Genomic DNA, 16,690 nt, shown 5'->3' with positions numbered 1-16,690 from the left:
GATGAGCTTCGATACTGTTTTGGTCGCCAACCGCGGTGAAATCGCCGTCCGGGTGATTCGTACGTTGAAGGCCATGGGCATCCGCGCGGTGGCCGTGTACAGCGAGGTCGACGCCGCCGCCCGCCACGTCGCCGAAGCGGACCTGGCCGTGGCGATCGGACCGGCACCCGCCCGGGACAGCTACCTCAACATCGCCGCCGTCGTCGACGCAGCACAGCGCACCGGGGCACAAGCGGTGCATCCCGGGTATGGGTTCCTCTCCGAGAACGCCGATTTCGCAGCCGCACTGACCGCGGCAGGAGTGACCTTCATCGGCCCGCCGGTGGCGGCCATCCAGACGATGGGCGACAAGATCGCCGCCAAGGCCACCGTGGCGGCGTTCGGCGTCCCGGTGGTCCCCGGTATCGCCCGGCCGGGCCTGACCGACGCCGAGCTGATCGCCGCCGCCGACGACATCGGCTACCCCGTGCTGGTCAAGCCGTCGGCCGGCGGGGGAGGCAAAGGCATGCGGCTGGTCGAGCGGCCCGCCGACCTGCCCGCCGCATTGGCGAGCGCGCGCCGCGAGTCGGCCGCCGCGTTCGGCGACGACACCCTCTTTCTGGAGCGATTCGTGTTGCGGCCCCGGCATATCGAAGTCCAGGTCATGGCTGATGGCTACGGCAACGTGGTGCACCTGGGCGAGCGGGAGTGCAGCCTGCAGCGACGGCATCAGAAAGTCATCGAGGAAGCACCGTCGCCGCTGCTGGACGCCGAGACCCGGGCCCGCATCGGCGCAGCGGCCTGCGACACCGCGCGCAGCGTGGACTACACCGGCGCCGGCACAGTGGAGTTCATCGTCTCGGCTGACCGGCCCGACGAGTTCTTCTTCATGGAGATGAACACCCGGCTGCAGGTCGAGCATCCGGTCACCGAGATGGTGACCGGCTGGGACCTGGTCGAGTGGCAGGTCCGCATCGCCGCCGGGGAAAAGCTGACCGCAGGACAACCGGATATCGCCATGCACGGGCACGCCATCGAAGCCCGGGTTTACGCCGAGGATCCCGCCCACGGCTTTTTGCCCACCGGCGGCGAAGTGCTGGAGCTGGTCAAACCCAACGGTTCTGGCGTGCGGGTGGACTCGGGCTTGCGCACCGGAATGGTCGTCGGCAGCGACTACGACCCGATGCTGGCCAAAGTCATCGCCCATGGCACAGACCGGCCGGCCGCGCTGCGCACACTCGACCGGGCGCTATCGGAGACCGCGGTGCTCGGTGTGGTCACCAATGTCGAGTTCGCCCGGTTTTTGCTGGCCGACCCCGACGTCGCAGCGGGTCGACTCGACACCGGGCTGCTGGACCGGCGGGCCGGCGATTTCGCCGCGGCGCCGCCCACCGACGACCAGTTCATCGCCGCGGCGGCCTGCCGGTGGTTGCGGCTCTGGCCGGCGCCGGTCGCCGATCTGTGGGAGGTGCCGTCCGGCTGGCGCGTCGGGGCGGCCGCGCCGGTGAGCATTCGGCTACGCGCCGGTGACCGCACCGACCACGTCCACCTCACCGGAAGTCCCGCCGGCGCCACGGCGCGCATCGAAGACGGCGAAAACCGTTCGCTGCGGGCAGAATTCAGCGGAAGCCGGCTGGCGATCACCCTGGATGGGATGCGGACCGAGTACACCGTCGCCGAAGCAGACCACCACATTTGGTTGGCCGGCAGCGGCGCTACCGTGGTGCTCGAGGAGGTGCGCGAAGCACCCGTACGCCCTGACGACGCGCACAGCGGTGACGCCGAATTGACCAGCCCGATGCCTGGGTCCGTCGTCGCGGTGGGCGTCGAGGACGGCGCCGAAGTCACGGCGGGGACCGTCGTCGTCACCGTCGAGGCGATGAAGATGGAGCATGCGCTGTCGGCCCCCGTCGACGGCGTCGTGCAGCTTCTGGTCGGGGTCGGCGACCAGGTGAAGGTGGGCCAGCCGTTGGCCCGAATCACGGTGGATACCACAGCAATAACAAAGGATGACCAATGACTGATTTTCTGGCGACCGGGATGCTTCCCGACGAGTATCAACAGCTGGCCAAAACCGTGCGCGATTTCGCGCAGAGCGTCGTCGCGCCGGTCGCGGCCCACCACGACGCCGAGCATTCATTTCCCTATGAGGTCGTCTCCGGGATGGCCGACATGGGTCTGTTCGGCCTGCCGTTTCCCGAGGAGTGGGGCGGCATGGGCGGCGACTACTTCGCGCTGTGCCTGGCCCTGGAGGAACTGGGCAAGGTCGACCAGAGCGTGGCGATCACCCTCGAGGCCGGTGTGTCATTGGGCGCCATGCCGATCTACCGGTTCGGCAGCGATGAGCAGAAGCGGGAATGGTTGCCGCAGTTGGCCAGTGGGCGTGCACTGGGCGCGTTCGGCCTGACCGAACCCGGTGGCGGCACCGATGCCGGCGCCACCAAGACCACCGCGCGCCTCGACAACGGCGACTGGGTGATCAACGGGTCCAAACAATTCATCACCAACTCTGGCACCGACATCACCAAACTGGTCACGGTCACCGCGGTCACCGGTGAACGGGATGGGCGAAAAGAGATATCGTCGATCCTGGTGCCGCGGCCCACCAAGGGGTTCACCGTCGAACCGGCCTACGACAAGGTCGGTTGGAAGGCTTCCGACACCCACCCGCTGACCTTCGAGGACGTGCGGGTGCCCGAGGAAAACCTGCTTGGCGAACGCGGCCGCGGGTATGCGAACTTCCTGCGCATTCTCGACGAGGGCCGGATTGCGATCGCCGCGCTGTCCACCGGCGCGGCCCAGGGCTGTGTGGACGAGAGCGTCAAATACGCGCGGGAGCGTGAGGCGTTCGGCCAGCCGATCAGCCGCTATCAGGCCATCGAGTTCACCATCGCGCGGATGGAGGCGCGCGCCCACACCGCCCGCACCGCCTACTACGACGCCGCCGCGCTAATGCTGGCCGGCAAACCGTTCAAGAAGCAAGCCGCGATCGCCAAGTTGGTGGCCAGCGAGGCGGCGATGGACAACGCCCGCGACGCCACCCAGATCCACGGCGGCTACGGATTCATCAACGAGTTCCCGGTGGCCCGTCACTACCGGGACAGCAAGATCCTGGAAATCGGCGAGGGCACCAGCGAAGTGCAGTTGATGCTGATCGCCCGAGAGGTGGGCCTGTGAGTTCGCATGAGCGCGAAGTGATCCAGCGCGGATTGTGGTTCGAGGAGTTCGAGACCGGCGTGCGCTATCTGCACCGCCCCGGCCGGACGATTACCGAAGCCGACAATGTGTTGTTCACGACGTTGACGATGAACACCCAGGCGCTGCACCTGGACGCCGCGTTCTCCGACGCGCTGCCGCCGTTCAATCAGCGGCTGGTCAACTCGATGTTCACGCTGTCGACGCTGGTCGGATTATCGGTCGCACAGCTGACCCAGGGCACGATCGTCGGCAACCTGGGATTCTCCGAAATCGCGTTCCCCAAACCGCTGTTCCACGGTGACACGTTGTATGCCGAAACCGTGATCACCGAGAAACGGGAATCCAAGAGTCGGCCAGGGGAGGGCATCGTGACGTTCGCGCACACCGGGCGCAACCAGCACGGTGATGTCGTGGCCACCGCGTCCCGCAAGACTATGGTGCGGATGCGCCCGGCCGAGGCCGCCGGCTGATGGGCCTGCAGAATCCCGGACCGGCGTGGCTGTTTTGTCCGGCCGATCGCCCGGAGCGGTTCGAAAAAGCCGCGGCGGCAGCCGATGTCGTGATCCTCGATCTCGAGGACGGGGTCGCTGCGGCGGACAGGCCGACCGCGCGCCAAGCGCTCGTCGACGTCCCGCTCGACCCCGCGCGCACCGTGGTGCGGGTCAACCCATTCGGCACCGCCGACCAGCAGCCCGACCTGGAAGCATTGGCACGTACCCGCTACGACACCGTGATGTTGCCCAAATGCGAAGCGCCCGAACAGGTCGCTGCGCTGGCGCCGCGCGATGTCATCGTGCTGGTCGAGTCACCACTGGGCGCGCTCAGGGTCACCGAGAACGTCCGCGCCGGCAATGCTGTCGCGGTGATGTGGGGTGCCGAAGACCTGTTCGCCGTGCTCGGCGGCACCAATAACCGCTACCCGGACGGTAGCTACCGCGAAGTGGCGCGTCACGTCCGTTCGCAGTCGCTGCTGGCGGCCAAGGCCTACGGCCGCCTCGCGCTCGACTCGGTCTATCTCGACATCAAAGACCTTGACGGGCTGCGCGGCGAGGTCGACGACGCCGTCGCGGTCGGCTTCGACGCTAAGGTTGCTATCCATCCCAGCCAGGTCCCGGTGATCCGCGCCGGCTACGCGCCCTCGGCCGACCAGGTGCAGTGGGCGCGTCGCGTGCTGGCCGCCGCCGCCGATAACCGCGGCGTCTTTGCATTCGACGGCGTCATGGTGGACGCACCGGTGTTGCGGCGAGCGCAGCGGATCGTGAAGCTGGCGGCCGACTCTGGCGCGTAGCAGTCCCAGTCAGTCAGCGTCGGCTTGCAGCACCACCATCGCCCGTGCCTCCACGCGAACGGTGCCGCCAGCGGTGATGGGTTCTTGCTCTTCGCCATTCGCGGCCAACTCGGCAGTGTCGACGACCGGCATCCAGGCCTGGCCGAATTCCGCTGGCGGCAGCGTGAACTCGATCGGCTCGTGGTGCGCGTTGAAGCACAGGAAAAATGAGTCATCGGTCACCCGCTGCCCACGGCTGTCAAGGTCGGGCAGACCCAAGCCGTTCAGGTAGACGGCGATCGACTTACCGAATCCGGACTCCCAGTCCTCGTCGCTCATTTCCGACCCGTCGGGCTGCAGCCAGGAGATGTCGGGCAGCCCTTCGGCGCCGCGGCGCCGTACCGGCAACCCGTTGAAGAAGCGGCGGCGGCGAAACACCGGGTGAGCGGTGCGCAGCGCGGAAACCTGACGCGTGAAGTCGACCAGCTCGGTGTCCGCCTTATCCCAATGAACCCAGGTGAGCTCATTGTCCTGGCAGAATCCGTTGTTGTTGCCGTCCTGAGTACGGCCCAGCTCGTCACCGTGGGAAATCATCGGAACACCTTGCGACAACAGCGTTGTCGCCAGAAAGTTGCGCTGCTGACGAGCACGTAGCACGTTGACGTCGGGATCGTCGGTCGCGCCTTCGACACCACAGTTCCAGGACTTGTTGTTGCTCTCGCCGTCGTTGTTGTCTTCTTTGTTGGCTTCGTTGTGTTTCTCGTTGTAGGAGACCAGGTCCCGAAGCGTGAACCCGTCGTGTGCGGTGACGAAATTGATCGAGGCCACCGGGCGCCGGGCAGTGTGTTCGTAGAGATCCGCCGAGCCGGTCAGCCGGGAAGCGAACTCGTCGAGCGTCGCCGGCTCGCCGCGCCAGTAATCGCGAACCGTGTCGCGGAATTTGCCGTTCCACTCGGTCCATTGCGGCGGGAAATTACCCACCTGGTAGCCGCCCGGTCCGACGTCCCACGGCTCGGCGATCAGCTTGACCTGACTGACCGTCGGATCCTGTTGGACGAGTTCGAAAAACGCCGACAGCCGGTCGACGTCGTAGAATTCGCGGGCCAGCGTCGAGGCCAGGTCGAATCGGAAACCGTCGACGTGCATCTCAATGACCCAGTAGCGCAACGAGTCCATTATCAGTTGCAGCGTGTGCGGATGTCCCACGTTGAGGCTGTTACCGGTTCCGGTGTAGTCCATGTAATACTGCCGGTCGTCGTCGACCAACTGGTAGTAACCGGCGTTGTCGATTCCGCGCATCGACAGCGTCGGACCCAGATGGTTGCCTTCGGCGGTGTGGTTGTAGACGACGTCGAGTATCACCTCGATACCGGCTTCATGCAGGGTGCGCACCATGGCTTTGAACTCCTGCACCTGACCGCCGGGGGTGGTGCTGGAGGTGTACTTGAAATCAGGTGCGAAAAACCCGATCGTGTTGTAGCCCCAGTAGTTTGACAGTCCCTTGTCGACCAGCGTCGAGTCGTTCGCGAAGTGGTGTACCGGCATCAGCTCGATAGCGGTAATCCCCAGACTCTGCAGGTGCTCGATGATCGCCGGGTGCGCGATGCCGGCGTAGGTGCCGCGCATCCGCTCCGGGATATCGGGATGCAGTTGGGTCAGGCCCTTGACGTGGGTCTCGTAGATGACTGTGTCGGCGTACTCGTGGCCCGGCGGCCGATCGGCGCCCCAGTCGAAGAACGGGTTGATCACCACCGCCTTCGGCATGTGCGGCGCGGAGTCGTCGTCATTGCGGCTGTCGGGATCGCCGAAGTTGTAACTGAACAGCGACTGGTCCCACTCGAAGTTGCCGTCGATCGCCTTGGCGTACGGATCGATCAGCAGCTTGTTCGGATTGCACCGGTGCCCGGCGGGCGGGTCATACGGCCCGTGCACCCGATAGCCGTAGTGCTGACCCGGCTCGACTTCGGGCAGGAAGCCGTGCCAGACGAATCCGTCCACTTCGAGCAACGCCACTCTGGACTCAACGCCGTCGGTGTCAAACAGGCACAGCTCCACCTTCTCGGCGACCTCGCTGAACACCGCGAAATTGGTACCCGACCCGTCGTACGTTGCGCCCAGTGGATACGCCTTGCCGGGCCACTGTTCCCATGCGTTGGCCGCCGCCTGCTGGCCGACTGAGTCGACAGTTTCGGTCATGACGCCCCTCCCGGTTGTTCCGAAAGCGGTTACCCGCGCCGCGCCGCGGCCAACCTTGCGGCGAATTCCGGCGACCGAATGGATTTGGCCTGCGGGCCGAGCTCGGTGCGCTTGGCCGACTCGTGCTGCTCGTCGTCGACTGAACCTGGGTTGGCGGTGGCGCGCATCGTGGCCTTGGTCTCCAGCACGACCTCGCGCGGGGCAGACGCAGGTCCGGCGGCCAACTCCAGCGCGGCGGCCACCGGATCATCGGCAATGCTGAGCGCCAACCCGTGGCGCACAGACGATTCCGCGTCAAACCGCATACCGAAGAGCAAGGCAGCGCGGGCGACCTGCGGACCGACCGCCCGTTGCAGCATCCAGGTGGCACCGCCGCCGGGGTGCAGTCCCAGCTTCTGGAACCGGGCGTCGAACACCGCGGCGGGCCCCGCGATGCGCACGTCGGCGGCCAGCGCCAGGTTCAGCCCGGCGCCGACAGCCGCGCCGTTGACCGCCGCGATCGTGGGCAACGTGCACTTGCCGACGGCCATGAAGCCGTCGTAGATCTGCAACAGTCCTTCCTCGGCCGCCTCACCCAGGGCGGTCAGATCAGCTCCGGCGCAAAACGCCTTGCCGGCGCCGGTGACAACGACGGCGTGCACGTCCGGATCGGCCTCGGCCCGCTCGACGGCGGTCCGCAGCTGCGCGGACATCGCGGCGGAGACGGCGTTGCGCCGGTCAGGATCGTTGACGGTGATCAGCGCGACGCGATTGTCGACGGCGTAACGCACGAGATCGGGCACAGGGCACCTCCGTGGGTTGGATCTGGGCGCCTCAAATGCCCCAGCTGTCACATCAGTGTCAGGTCGGCGCCCCCGGCAGGACTCGAACCTGCGACCACAAGATTAGAAGTCATGCGCTCTGTCCAGCTGAGCTACGGGGGCCGGAAAAGTTTTATGCCCAGGTCAGTGTATCCAACGACGCGAAACGCTCAGCCCGGACACGCAACGCCGCGCGAAATCCCCTGGGCCGGAACGACGATTCGCTAGTGTGTGAGCCGCGACACACGTACGCTACCGAAGGCCGAAAGCAGCACGCGGCAGCGACGCGTGTGGCCAATTGCGAGGAGCGGCGGTGTTATGAGCATGGCCATGACGGTGACGACTCGGTGCTCGCGGGCGGGTGCCGAAGCGCTGCGACAGGGACGCGAGTTGGCGGCCGTCCCGATCGACGCCTATCGCACCGGAGCGCTGCTGTTGCGCGGGTCCCCATCGCTGTTGGGCTGGTTCGCGGGCTGGTTGTCGGCGGAATTTCCCCCACACGTAGTGACCGGGCACGCGCTGTCCGGGGTGACTCCCCTCTCGGTAGGCCGGGTCGCGACGACCTGGGCGGCCCAGCGGGCCGACCACATCCTGGGCGCGGCGCTCGAGGAGTCCTTCGGACCGAATTTCCGCGACCTGGTGGCCCACCCCGTCACCGACCGGCCCGAATGTGCCCGCCGTGGCGTGCTGCACGTCGCCGGGCATCGCCGCCGCTACGCGGCCAAGACGTCGAATATCGCCTACGGGCCGGGAGGCCGTCACAACCTGCTGGACATCTGGCGTCATCCCGACTTGGCGGAAGGATGTCAGGCCCCGGTCCTGATCCAAGTCCCAGGCGGCGGGTGGGCCATCAACGGCAAACGGGGCCAGGCCTATCCGCTGATGGGCCGGCTGGTCGAACTCGGCTGGATCTGCGTGTCGATCGATTACAGCAGGAGCCCGGGCAAGGCGTGGCCGGCCCACATCGTCGACGTCAAGCGGGCGATCGCGTGGGTCCGCGACAACATCGCCGACTACGGCGGTGACCCGAACTTCATCGCGGTCACCGGTGGCTCGGCAGGCGCCCACCTGGCTTCGTTGGCGGCGCTCACCGCTAACGACGGCCGGCTGCAGCCCGGATTCGAAGAGACCGACACCACCGTTCAGGCCGCCGCACCCTATTACGGCGTCTACGACTTCACCGACACCGCGAAAATGCACGAGCTGATGCTGCCGTTCCTGGAGCGCTTCGTGATGCAAAAGCGCTATGCCGACGACCCGGGACTGTTCGAATCGGCGTCGCCGATTTCACACGCGCACAATGGCGCTCCGCCGTTTTTCGTCTTGCACGGCGAGAACGATTCGTTGATTCCGCGGGCGCAGGCCCAGACTTTTGCGACCGCGCTACGCGACGCGGGCGCGCACACTGTGTGCCACGCCGAGCTGCCCAACGCTCACCACGCCTTCGACACGGTAGGAACCGTCCGGTCACAGCTGGTGGCCGATGCCGTCGCCGACTTTTTCGGTGTTGTATATGGGCGTTATCTCCGCTCCCGCAGACGTGTTTTGCGCAAACGGGTTACATCGGCGACCCCAATTGCCCGCCGCGCGACCGGCTGAATTACCAATTCCTCCGCCCGCCAGGCTATTTCGCTTGCAATTCCATCGGTGTTCATTCCAGTGAGCCGATCCGCACATTCGGCTACCGCCGCCGCGTCAACCAGACTAGCGTTGTGTGAGCGTGCGAAACGGAGGGCGGAGTGGCGAAGTCAGGGCTGACGCGTCGAGCTGGGGGTGGCCAGGATGGCTGAGTCCGTCGACGCGGCCGGATTGCCCATCGCGCTGGGAGCGGTCGATTATCTGCTGCACCGCGGAGAAGCCAACCCACGGACCCGCTCGGGGATCATGGCACTGGAAATTCTGGACACCACCCCGGACTGGGAGCGTTTTCGGACCCGATTCGACAATGCATCCCGGCGCGTGTTGCGGCTGCGGCAGAAAGTCGTCGTGCCGACGCTGCCGACGGCTGCACCGCGCTGGGTCGTCGATCCGGACTTCAACCTGGACTTCCATGTGCGACGGATGCGCGTCGCGGCGCCGGGCACCCTACGCGAAGTGGTCGACCTCGCCGAGGTGATGCTGCAGTCGCCGATGGACATCGCGCGCCCGCTGTGGACCGCCACCCTGATCGAGGGGCTCGCCGACGGACGGGCAGCCACCCTGCTGCACTTGTCGCATGCCGTCACCGACGGTGTCGGCAGCGTGGAGATGTTCGCGCACATCTACGACCTCGAGCGGGATCCACCGGCCGTGCCCGCGCCGCCGCAACCCATTCCGCAAGATCTGTCTGCCAACGATTTGATGCGCGAAGGCATCAACCAGCTGCCCGGAGCGGTGGTCGACGGCGTGCGGGGCGCGGTGTGGGGAGCGGCGTCGGCGGTCGGCCGGACGATGCTGCGCCCGGCATCGGCGCTGGCCGGAGCGCTGAGCTACGCCCGCTCGGGGGTCCGGGTGATGAGCCGGGCCGCCGAACCGTCGCCGCTGCTGCGCCGGCGTAGCCTGGCCACCCGCACCGAGGCGCTCGACATCCCGCTGTCGGATCTGCACCGAGCCGCCAAGAGCGGCGGCGGATCGATCAACGACGCCTATCTGGCCGGGCTGTGCGGGGCGCTGGGCCGCTACCACGATGCCCTCGGTGTGCCGATTGCCACGTTGCCGATGGCGGTACCGGTGAATTTGCGCGCCGAAGCCGATCCCGCCGGCGGCAACCGGTTCACCGGCGTCAACCTGGCCGCGCCGCTGGGAACGGCCGATCCGGTGGCTCGGATGCGCAAGATCCGCGCGCAGATGACGCAGCGCCGCGAAGAGCCGGCCATGGACATCATCGGGTCCATCGCACCGGTGCTCAGTGTGCTGCCCGCGCCATTGCTGGAGTCGATGACCGGCTCGGTGGTCAGCGCCGACGTGCAGGCCAGCAACGTGCCCGTCTATCCGGGTGACACCTACATCGCCGGCGCAAAAGTCCTGCGCCAGTACGGCATTGGCCCCTTGCCCGGCGTGGCGATAATGGTCGTGCTGATATCGCGGGGCGGGATGTGCACGATCACCGCGCGTTACGACCGGGCCGCCGTCCGGCATGAGGAATTGTTCGCCCGCTGTCTGTTGGAGGGTTTCGACGAGATCCTCGCGCTGGCCGGCGAGCCTGCGCCGCACGCGGTGCCCGCGTCCTTCGCCGCCGTGTCCGCTGAGTCGACCCGATCGGCATCGGGCTCATGACGGCCGCTGAGGAGCGCTCGCCGCGAAAGACGCCCCGTGATCTTCGGTTGCCCGGCTCGGTGGCCGAGATCATGGCCAGCCCGCCCGGCCCCAAGATCGGCGCGTTCTTCGACATGGACGGAACCCTGGTCGCGGGATTCACCGGGGTGATCTTGACCCAGGAGCGTTTCCGCCGTCGCGAGATGGGCGTAGGTGAACTGATCGGCATGATCCAGGCCGGCCTGAACCACCAGCTCGGCCGCATCGAGTTCGAGGAACTCATCCTCAAGGCCTCCTCGGCGCTGCGCGGACGCCCGATGAGCGATATGGAAGAAATCGGCGAGCGGTTGTTCGCCCAGAAAATCGAGAGCCGGATCTATCCGGAGATGCGGGAATTGGTGCGCGCGCATCAAGCTCGCGGTCACACCGTGGTGCTCAGTTCCTCGGCGCTGACCTTGCAGGTCGAGCCGGTGGCCCGGTTCCTCGGCATTCCCAACACGTTGACGAACAAGTTCGAGACCGACGAGAACGGGGTGCTCACCGGCGGCGTGGTGAAACCGATTCTGTGGGGACCGGGCAAAGCCACGGCCGTGCAGGGCTTTGCCGCCGAGCACGACATCGACTTGACGGACAGCTACTTCTACGCCGACGGCGACGAGGATGTCGCGTTGATGTATTTGGTCGGCAACCCGCGACCGACCAATCCGGAAGGCAAGATGGCCGCCGTCGCGCGTCGGCGCGGCTGGCCCATTCTGCGATTCACCAGCCGCGGCGGCGGCGGGATCACCGGGCCGCTGCGCGCGGCGGTCGGCATCGGCTCGATGGTTCCGGTCGCCGCCGGTGCGGTCGGGATCGGTCTGCTGACCCGCAGCCGGCGCCGCGGCGTGAACTTCTTCACCTCAACCTGGTCGCAGCTGTTGCTGGCCGCCAGCGGTGTACACCTCAAGGTCGTCGGCGGCGAGAACCTGACCGTGCAGCGGCCGGCGGTGTTCATCTTCAATCACCGCAACCAGGCCGACCCGGTGATCACCGCGGCGCTGGTGCGCGACAACTGGGTCGGCGTCGGCAAGAAGGAACTGGCCAGCGACCCGGTCATGGGCACGCTCGGCAAGCTGCTGGACACCGTCTTCATCGACCGCGACGATCCGAACGCTGCGGTGGAGATGCTGCACGAGGCCGAAGAGCGCGCCAAAAACGGGCTTTCGATCGTGATTGCGCCCGAGGGCACCCGGCTGGACACCACAACCGTCGGACCGTTCAAAAAAGGCGCCTTCCGCATGGCGATGGCAGTGGGGATTCCCATCGTCCCGATCGTGATCCGCAACGCCGAGGTCGTCGCCGCCCGGAACTCCAGCACGATGAACCCCGGCACCGTCGATGTCGCTGTCTTCCCGCCGATTTCGGTGAGCAACTGGACGCTGGACGCGCTGCCGGACCGGATCGCCGAAGTTCGCCAACTGTATCTGGACGCGCTAGCCGACTGGCCCGTCGACGAACTCCCCGAAGCCGCGTTATACAGCCGGGTCACCAAGTCCGCACCGCGCAAACGCGCGACAAAGTCCCGTAAAGCGCCTGCCAACAAGGCGGCGAAGGCCGAGCCTCAACGACGCGCACCACGGCCGAAAGGACGATCGTGACGTCGGTTGCCGCCGATCCCAGCGCATTCACCACGACCGACGACACCCTGGTGTTGGCGTCGGTGTCCTCACCGGTCGAAGCGGATCTGCTTGAGCGCTGGCTGGACGGACAGCGCACCCGCCACCCGGAGACCAAAATCGTGGTGTTGCGGCTACCGCCGCGCCACGCGCAGCCCGCCGACTTCGCGCAACTCGTCGAGCAGCTCGAGATCGACGAGGACCGGTCGATCGTGCCGGTGCGGGTATTCTGGATGCCGCGTGCCGACGCGTCGGCATTGAGTCGCGTGTCGGCGCTGCTGCCGGGACGGGACCCGTATCACCCCAGCGAGCGCCAGCAGCGGCAGATCGTGCGCTCCGAGCCTTCTCGGGCCCGAGTGGTGGCCGGCGAATCGGCGAAGGTCTCCGAGCTGCGTCAGCAGTGGCGGGACATCACGGTGGGCGAAAATCCACGGGATTTCGCGCACTTCGTCACCCGTCGCGCGCTGTTGGCGATGGAACGCGCCGAATACCGAATTCTGGGACCGCAATACAAATCGCCGCGACTGGTGCGGCCGGAGATATTGGCATCCGCGCGTTTTCGCGCCGGGCTGGAGAAGATCCCGGGGGCCACTGTCGAGAAAGCCGGCGAGATGCTGGATGAACTCGCCACTGGGTGGAGCCGGGTGTCCGTCGACATGGTGTCCGTCCTGGGCCGAATGCTCAGCCGAGGATTCGAGCCGGAAATCGACTACGACGAGTACCAGGTAGCGGCGATGCGCACCGCGCTGGAAACCCATCCGGCGGTGCTGCTGTTCTCGCACCGGTCCTACATCGACGGTGCGGTGATGCCGGTGGCGATGCAGGAAAACCGGCTTCCCCCAGTGCACGTCTTCGCCGGCATCAATCTGGCATTCGGTGTGATGGGCCCATTGCTGCGTCGCTCCGGCGTCATCTTCATCCGGCGCAACATCGGCAACGACCCGCTGTACAAATACGTGCTCAAAGAGTACGTCGGCTACGTCGTCGAGAAGCGATTCAACCTGAGCTGGTCAATCGAGGGCACCCGCTCGCGCACCGGCAAGATGCTGCCGCCCAAACTTGGACTGATGAGTTATGTGGCCGACGCGTATCTGGACGGTCGCAGCGACGACATTCTGCTGCAAGGGGTTTCGATCAGTTTCGACCAGTTGCATGAAACCGCCGAATATGCCGCCTATGCACGCGGCGGCGAAAAGCGGCCCGAGGGCTTCAGCTGGCTGTACAACTTCATCAAAGCGCAGGGCGAACGCAACTACGGCAAAATCTATGTCCGCTTTCCCGAGGCCGTCTCGATGCGCCAGCACCTTGGGCCGCCGGGCGGCTCGATAGCGCAAGACGAAGCCGCCAGACGCCTTGCCCTGCAGAAGATGTCGTTCGAGGTCGCGTGGCGGATCCTACGGGCAACCCCGGTGAACGCCACCGGGCTGGTGTCTGCGCTACTACTGACCACCCACGGCGTGGCGTTGACGCTTGGCCAGCTGCACCACACCCTGCAGGATTCGCTGGACTACCTCGAGCGCAAACAAACCCCGGTGTCTACCAGTGCGCTGCGGCTACGCACCCCGGAGGGTGTTCGCGCGGCGGTGGATGCGCTGTCCAATGGGCATCCGGTCACCCGCGTGGACGGTGGCCGAGAACCGGTGTGGCGCATCGCACCCGAAGACGAGCACGCCGCAGCGTTTTACCGAAACTCGGTGATCCACGCCTTTCTGGAGACCGCGATCGTCGAACTGGCGCTGGCCCATGCCGGGCACGCCGACGGCGATCGGGTGGAGGCGTTCTGGAAACAGGCGATGCGGCTGAGAGACCTGCTGAAATTCGACTTCTACTTCGCCGATTCAGCGGCGTTCCGGGACAACATCGCCGAAGAGATGGCGTGGCATCAGGATTGGGAAGCTCACGTCGCAGCGGGCGGCGACCGGATCGACGCGATGCTCTTCGAGAAGCGACCGTTGATGTCAGACGCCATGCTTCGGGTTTTTTTCGAGGCGTACGAGATTGTCTCCGACGTCCTGCGCGACGCCCCGGCCGATATCGGTGAGAAAGAATTGACGCAGCTGGCGCTCGGCGTCGGCCGCCAATACGTCGCGCAGGGCCGGGTCAGCAGCAGCGAACCGGTGTCGACGCTGTTGTTCGCCACCGCCCGCCAGGTGGTCGCCGACCAGCACCTGTTGGAGCCTGCCGCAGACCTGGCTGAGCGGCGCAACGCGTTCAGGCGCGAGCTGCGAGAGATTCTGCACGATTTCGACCACGTGGCGCAGATCGCGCGCCACCAGTTCGTCGCCCGTGAAGTCGAGGCCCGGCGGCGCGCGGCAAGCTAGCCACCCGCTTCTACCCTGTATCCATGACGGATGCGGCGATTGCCAGCCGGCGGCGCGCTGGGGTGTGGCCGCTGCTGGCCGGCGTCGCTGCACTGGCCGGTTGCACGGCCGCCGGTATTGCGGCGTTGTCGCTGGCCGATGCGCTGATCGCTACCGGACTGCCCAATCCGGGCCCGGGCACCACGCTGGGATTACCGTTCGTACGCGCCGCCGGCGAGATCGCCGCAGTGCTGGCGGTCGGGTCGTTTCTGTTCGCGGCATTTCTGGCGCCACCGCAAGACAACGGGGTGCTCGACGCGGACGGCTATCGCGCGTTGCGGCTGGGCACCATAGCGTCCGGCGGGTGGGCGGTGTGTGCGGCGCTGCTGGTCCCACTGACCATTTCCGACGTCTCCGGTCAGCCGCTGTCTGCCCACCTCAACCCGGTGACACTCTGGTCGCTGGCCGGCCTGATCAACACGGCGGACGCCTGGCGGTGGACCGCAGTGATCGCCGCCGCGGTGATGATTGCCAGTTTGACGGTGCTGCGCTGGTCGTGGACGCCGCTGCTGCTGGCCGGGTCCCTGGTGACGCTGGTGCCCCTCGGCCTGACCGGCCACTCCTCGGCGGGCGGGTCGCATGACCTGGCCACCAACAGCCTGCTCATCCACCTCGTCGCCGCCGGTCTGTGGGCCGGGGGCCTGCTGGTGCTGTTGGCCCATGCCACGCGCGGCGGGGGACACGCCGCGCTGGTGGCGCGGCGGTTCTCCGCCCTGGCCCTGTGGTGTTTCGCCGCGATAGCCCTCAGCGGCGTCGTCAACGCCCTGGTGCGGGTTGTTCCGTCGGATCTGATGACCACCGCCTACGGGCGGCTGGTGATCGCCAAATTCGTCGCCTTGTGCCTGCTCGGTGTCGTCGGCTACCGGCAGCGACGCACCGGAGTCACTGCGCTGCAAAAAGATCCGAGCGCGCGACGCGTTCTGATCCGGCTGGCGCTGATCGAGGCCGCAATATTCGGCGTGACCTTCGGGATCGCCGTCGGGCTGGGCCGCACACCGCCGCCACCGCCGCCGATCATCAGGCCGTCGATTCCCGAGGTGGCGATCGGATACGACTTCGCCGGACCGCCCACTGTCGTCCGGGTGTTGTTCGACTGGCGCTTCGACCTGATCTTCGGCACCGCGGCAATCGTGGCCGCGGCGCTGTATGTGGCCGGCGTGCGTCGACTGCGCCGCCGCGGCGACAGTTGGCCGCGCGGCCGGACGTTGACCTGGCTGCTGGGCTGCGGCGTGCTGCTGTTCGTGACGTCCTCGGGGGTGGGCCGCTATATGCCGGCCATGTTCAGCATGCACATGGCAGCCCACATGGTGCTGTCGATGCTGATTCCGATTCTGTTGGCGCTGGGCGCTCCGGTCAGTCTCGCCCTGCGGGCGCTGCCGGCTGCCGGGCGTGGCGAGCCACCCGGTATGCGGGAATGGCTGTTGGCCGCGCTGCACAGCCGCTTGTCGCGGTTCCTCACCAACCCGGTCGTCGCCACCGTGTTGTTCGTCGCCGGGTTCTACGGGCTGTACTTCGGCGGCATCTTCGACGCCGCAGCCGGCAGCCATGTCGGCCACGTCTTGATGAACGTGCACTTCCTGCTCACCGGCTACCTCTTCTACTGGGTGGTGATCGGCATCGACCCCACACCGCGGCCGATCCCGCCGCTGGCCAAAGTGGCGGTCGTGTTTGCGTCGTTGCCGCTGCACGCCTTCTTCGGGGTGGTCCTCATGGGCACCCGCGACATCCTCGGCGAAAGCTTCTACCGCTCGCTGCAGCTGAGTTGGCATACCGATCTGCTTGGCGACCAACGACTCGGTGGTGGAATCGCTTGGGCAGCAGGTGAAATGCCGCTGGTGATCGTGATGATCGCGTTGTTGGTGCAGTGGAGCCGCAGCGATCAGCGCACCGCCAAGCGGCTGGACCGCGCCGCCGAACGAGACGACGACGCCGACCTGGCCGCCTATAACGCGATGCTGGCCGAACTGGCCCGCCGCGACACGTCGGGCCAGCGCTAGCCGG

At 66.7% G+C, this 16,690-nt stretch carries 11 protein-coding genes and 1 tRNA gene; 9 read left to right on the top strand and 3 right to left on the bottom strand.

What is annotated here, in order from left to right; genetic code table 11:
* Position 1: 1 nt before the first annotated feature.
* From AC5Y49_RS03795 to AC5Y49_RS03780, 4 genes are read left to right on the top strand one after another with little or no spacing between them, the layout of a single operon-like run.
* Positions 2 to 1,999: an acetyl/propionyl/methylcrotonyl-CoA carboxylase subunit alpha gene (locus AC5Y49_RS03795; protein WP_499884423.1), complete on the top strand. Its 1,998-nt coding sequence runs from the start codon at positions 2 to 4 to the stop codon at positions 1,997 to 1,999.
* A complete protein-coding gene (locus AC5Y49_RS03790; protein WP_499884422.1) occupies positions 1,996 to 3,156 on the top strand; it encodes an acyl-CoA dehydrogenase family protein in 1,161 nt (386 codons plus the stop codon). Before AC5Y49_RS03795 ends, AC5Y49_RS03790 begins: the two co-directional genes overlap by 4 nt.
* A complete protein-coding gene (locus AC5Y49_RS03785; RefSeq protein WP_499884421.1) occupies positions 3,153 to 3,647 on the top strand; it encodes a MaoC family dehydratase in 495 nt (164 codons plus the stop codon). The genes AC5Y49_RS03790 and AC5Y49_RS03785 overlap by 4 nt, the downstream gene beginning before the upstream one ends.
* Complete coding sequence (locus AC5Y49_RS03780) at positions 3,647 to 4,465, top strand: HpcH/HpaI aldolase/citrate lyase family protein (protein ID WP_499884420.1); 819 nt, start codon at positions 3,647 to 3,649, stop codon at positions 4,463 to 4,465. The genes AC5Y49_RS03785 and AC5Y49_RS03780 overlap by 1 nt, the downstream gene beginning before the upstream one ends.
* 9 nt (positions 4,466 to 4,474) lie before the next feature.
* On the opposite strand, the gene glgX is transcribed toward AC5Y49_RS03780, so the two are convergent.
* From glgX to AC5Y49_RS03765, 3 genes are all read right to left on the bottom strand, one after another.
* Positions 4,475 to 6,640, bottom strand: a complete 2,166-nt coding sequence (glgX, locus tag AC5Y49_RS03775) for a glycogen debranching protein GlgX (protein WP_499884419.1) — start codon at positions 6,638 to 6,640, stop codon at positions 4,475 to 4,477.
* A gap of 29 nt (positions 6,641 to 6,669) precedes the next feature.
* Positions 6,670 to 7,422 (bottom strand): enoyl-CoA hydratase, encoded by a 753-nt coding sequence (locus AC5Y49_RS03770; RefSeq protein ID WP_499884418.1) that lies wholly within the window; start codon positions 7,420 to 7,422, stop codon positions 6,670 to 6,672.
* Between the two features lie 67 nt (positions 7,423 to 7,489).
* Positions 7,490 to 7,563: transfer RNA gene (locus tag AC5Y49_RS03765), tRNA-Arg, on the bottom strand.
* A gap of 195 nt (positions 7,564 to 7,758) precedes the next feature.
* Between AC5Y49_RS03765 and lipQ the strand changes: the two genes are divergently transcribed.
* The 5 genes from lipQ (at position 7,759) to AC5Y49_RS03740 (ending at position 16,686) form a co-directional block, all read left to right on the top strand.
* On the top strand, positions 7,759 to 9,039 hold the full coding sequence (lipQ, locus tag AC5Y49_RS03760) for an esterase LipQ (protein WP_499884417.1): 1,281 nt from the start codon (positions 7,759 to 7,761) through the stop codon (positions 9,037 to 9,039).
* Positions 9,040 to 9,222: 183 nt separating this feature from the next.
* On the top strand, positions 9,223 to 10,695 hold the full coding sequence (locus AC5Y49_RS03755) for a wax ester/triacylglycerol synthase family O-acyltransferase (RefSeq protein ID WP_499884416.1): 1,473 nt from the start codon (positions 9,223 to 9,225) through the stop codon (positions 10,693 to 10,695).
* Positions 10,692 to 12,311, top strand: coding sequence for an HAD-IB family hydrolase (locus tag AC5Y49_RS03750; protein ID WP_499884415.1), 1,620 nt, complete (start codon positions 10,692 to 10,694; stop codon positions 12,309 to 12,311). The genes AC5Y49_RS03755 and AC5Y49_RS03750 overlap by 4 nt, the downstream gene beginning before the upstream one ends.
* Positions 12,308 to 14,650, top strand: a complete 2,343-nt coding sequence (locus tag AC5Y49_RS03745; protein WP_499884414.1) for a glycerol-3-phosphate 1-O-acyltransferase — start codon at positions 12,308 to 12,310, stop codon at positions 14,648 to 14,650. Before AC5Y49_RS03750 ends, AC5Y49_RS03745 begins: the two co-directional genes overlap by 4 nt.
* 23 nt (positions 14,651 to 14,673) lie before the next feature.
* Positions 14,674 to 16,686 carry a bifunctional copper resistance protein CopD/cytochrome c oxidase assembly protein gene (locus AC5Y49_RS03740; RefSeq protein WP_499884413.1) on the top strand — a complete coding sequence of 671 codons (2,013 nt, stop codon included), beginning with the start codon at positions 14,674 to 14,676 and terminating at the stop codon, positions 16,684 to 16,686.
* Positions 16,687 to 16,690: the final 4 nt, after the last annotated feature.

This window comes from Mycobacterium sp. NGS62 (assembly GCF_059812285.1).
The sequence above is the reverse complement of the archived record's forward strand: the minus strand, read 5'-3'. Positions and strand labels throughout refer to the sequence as shown.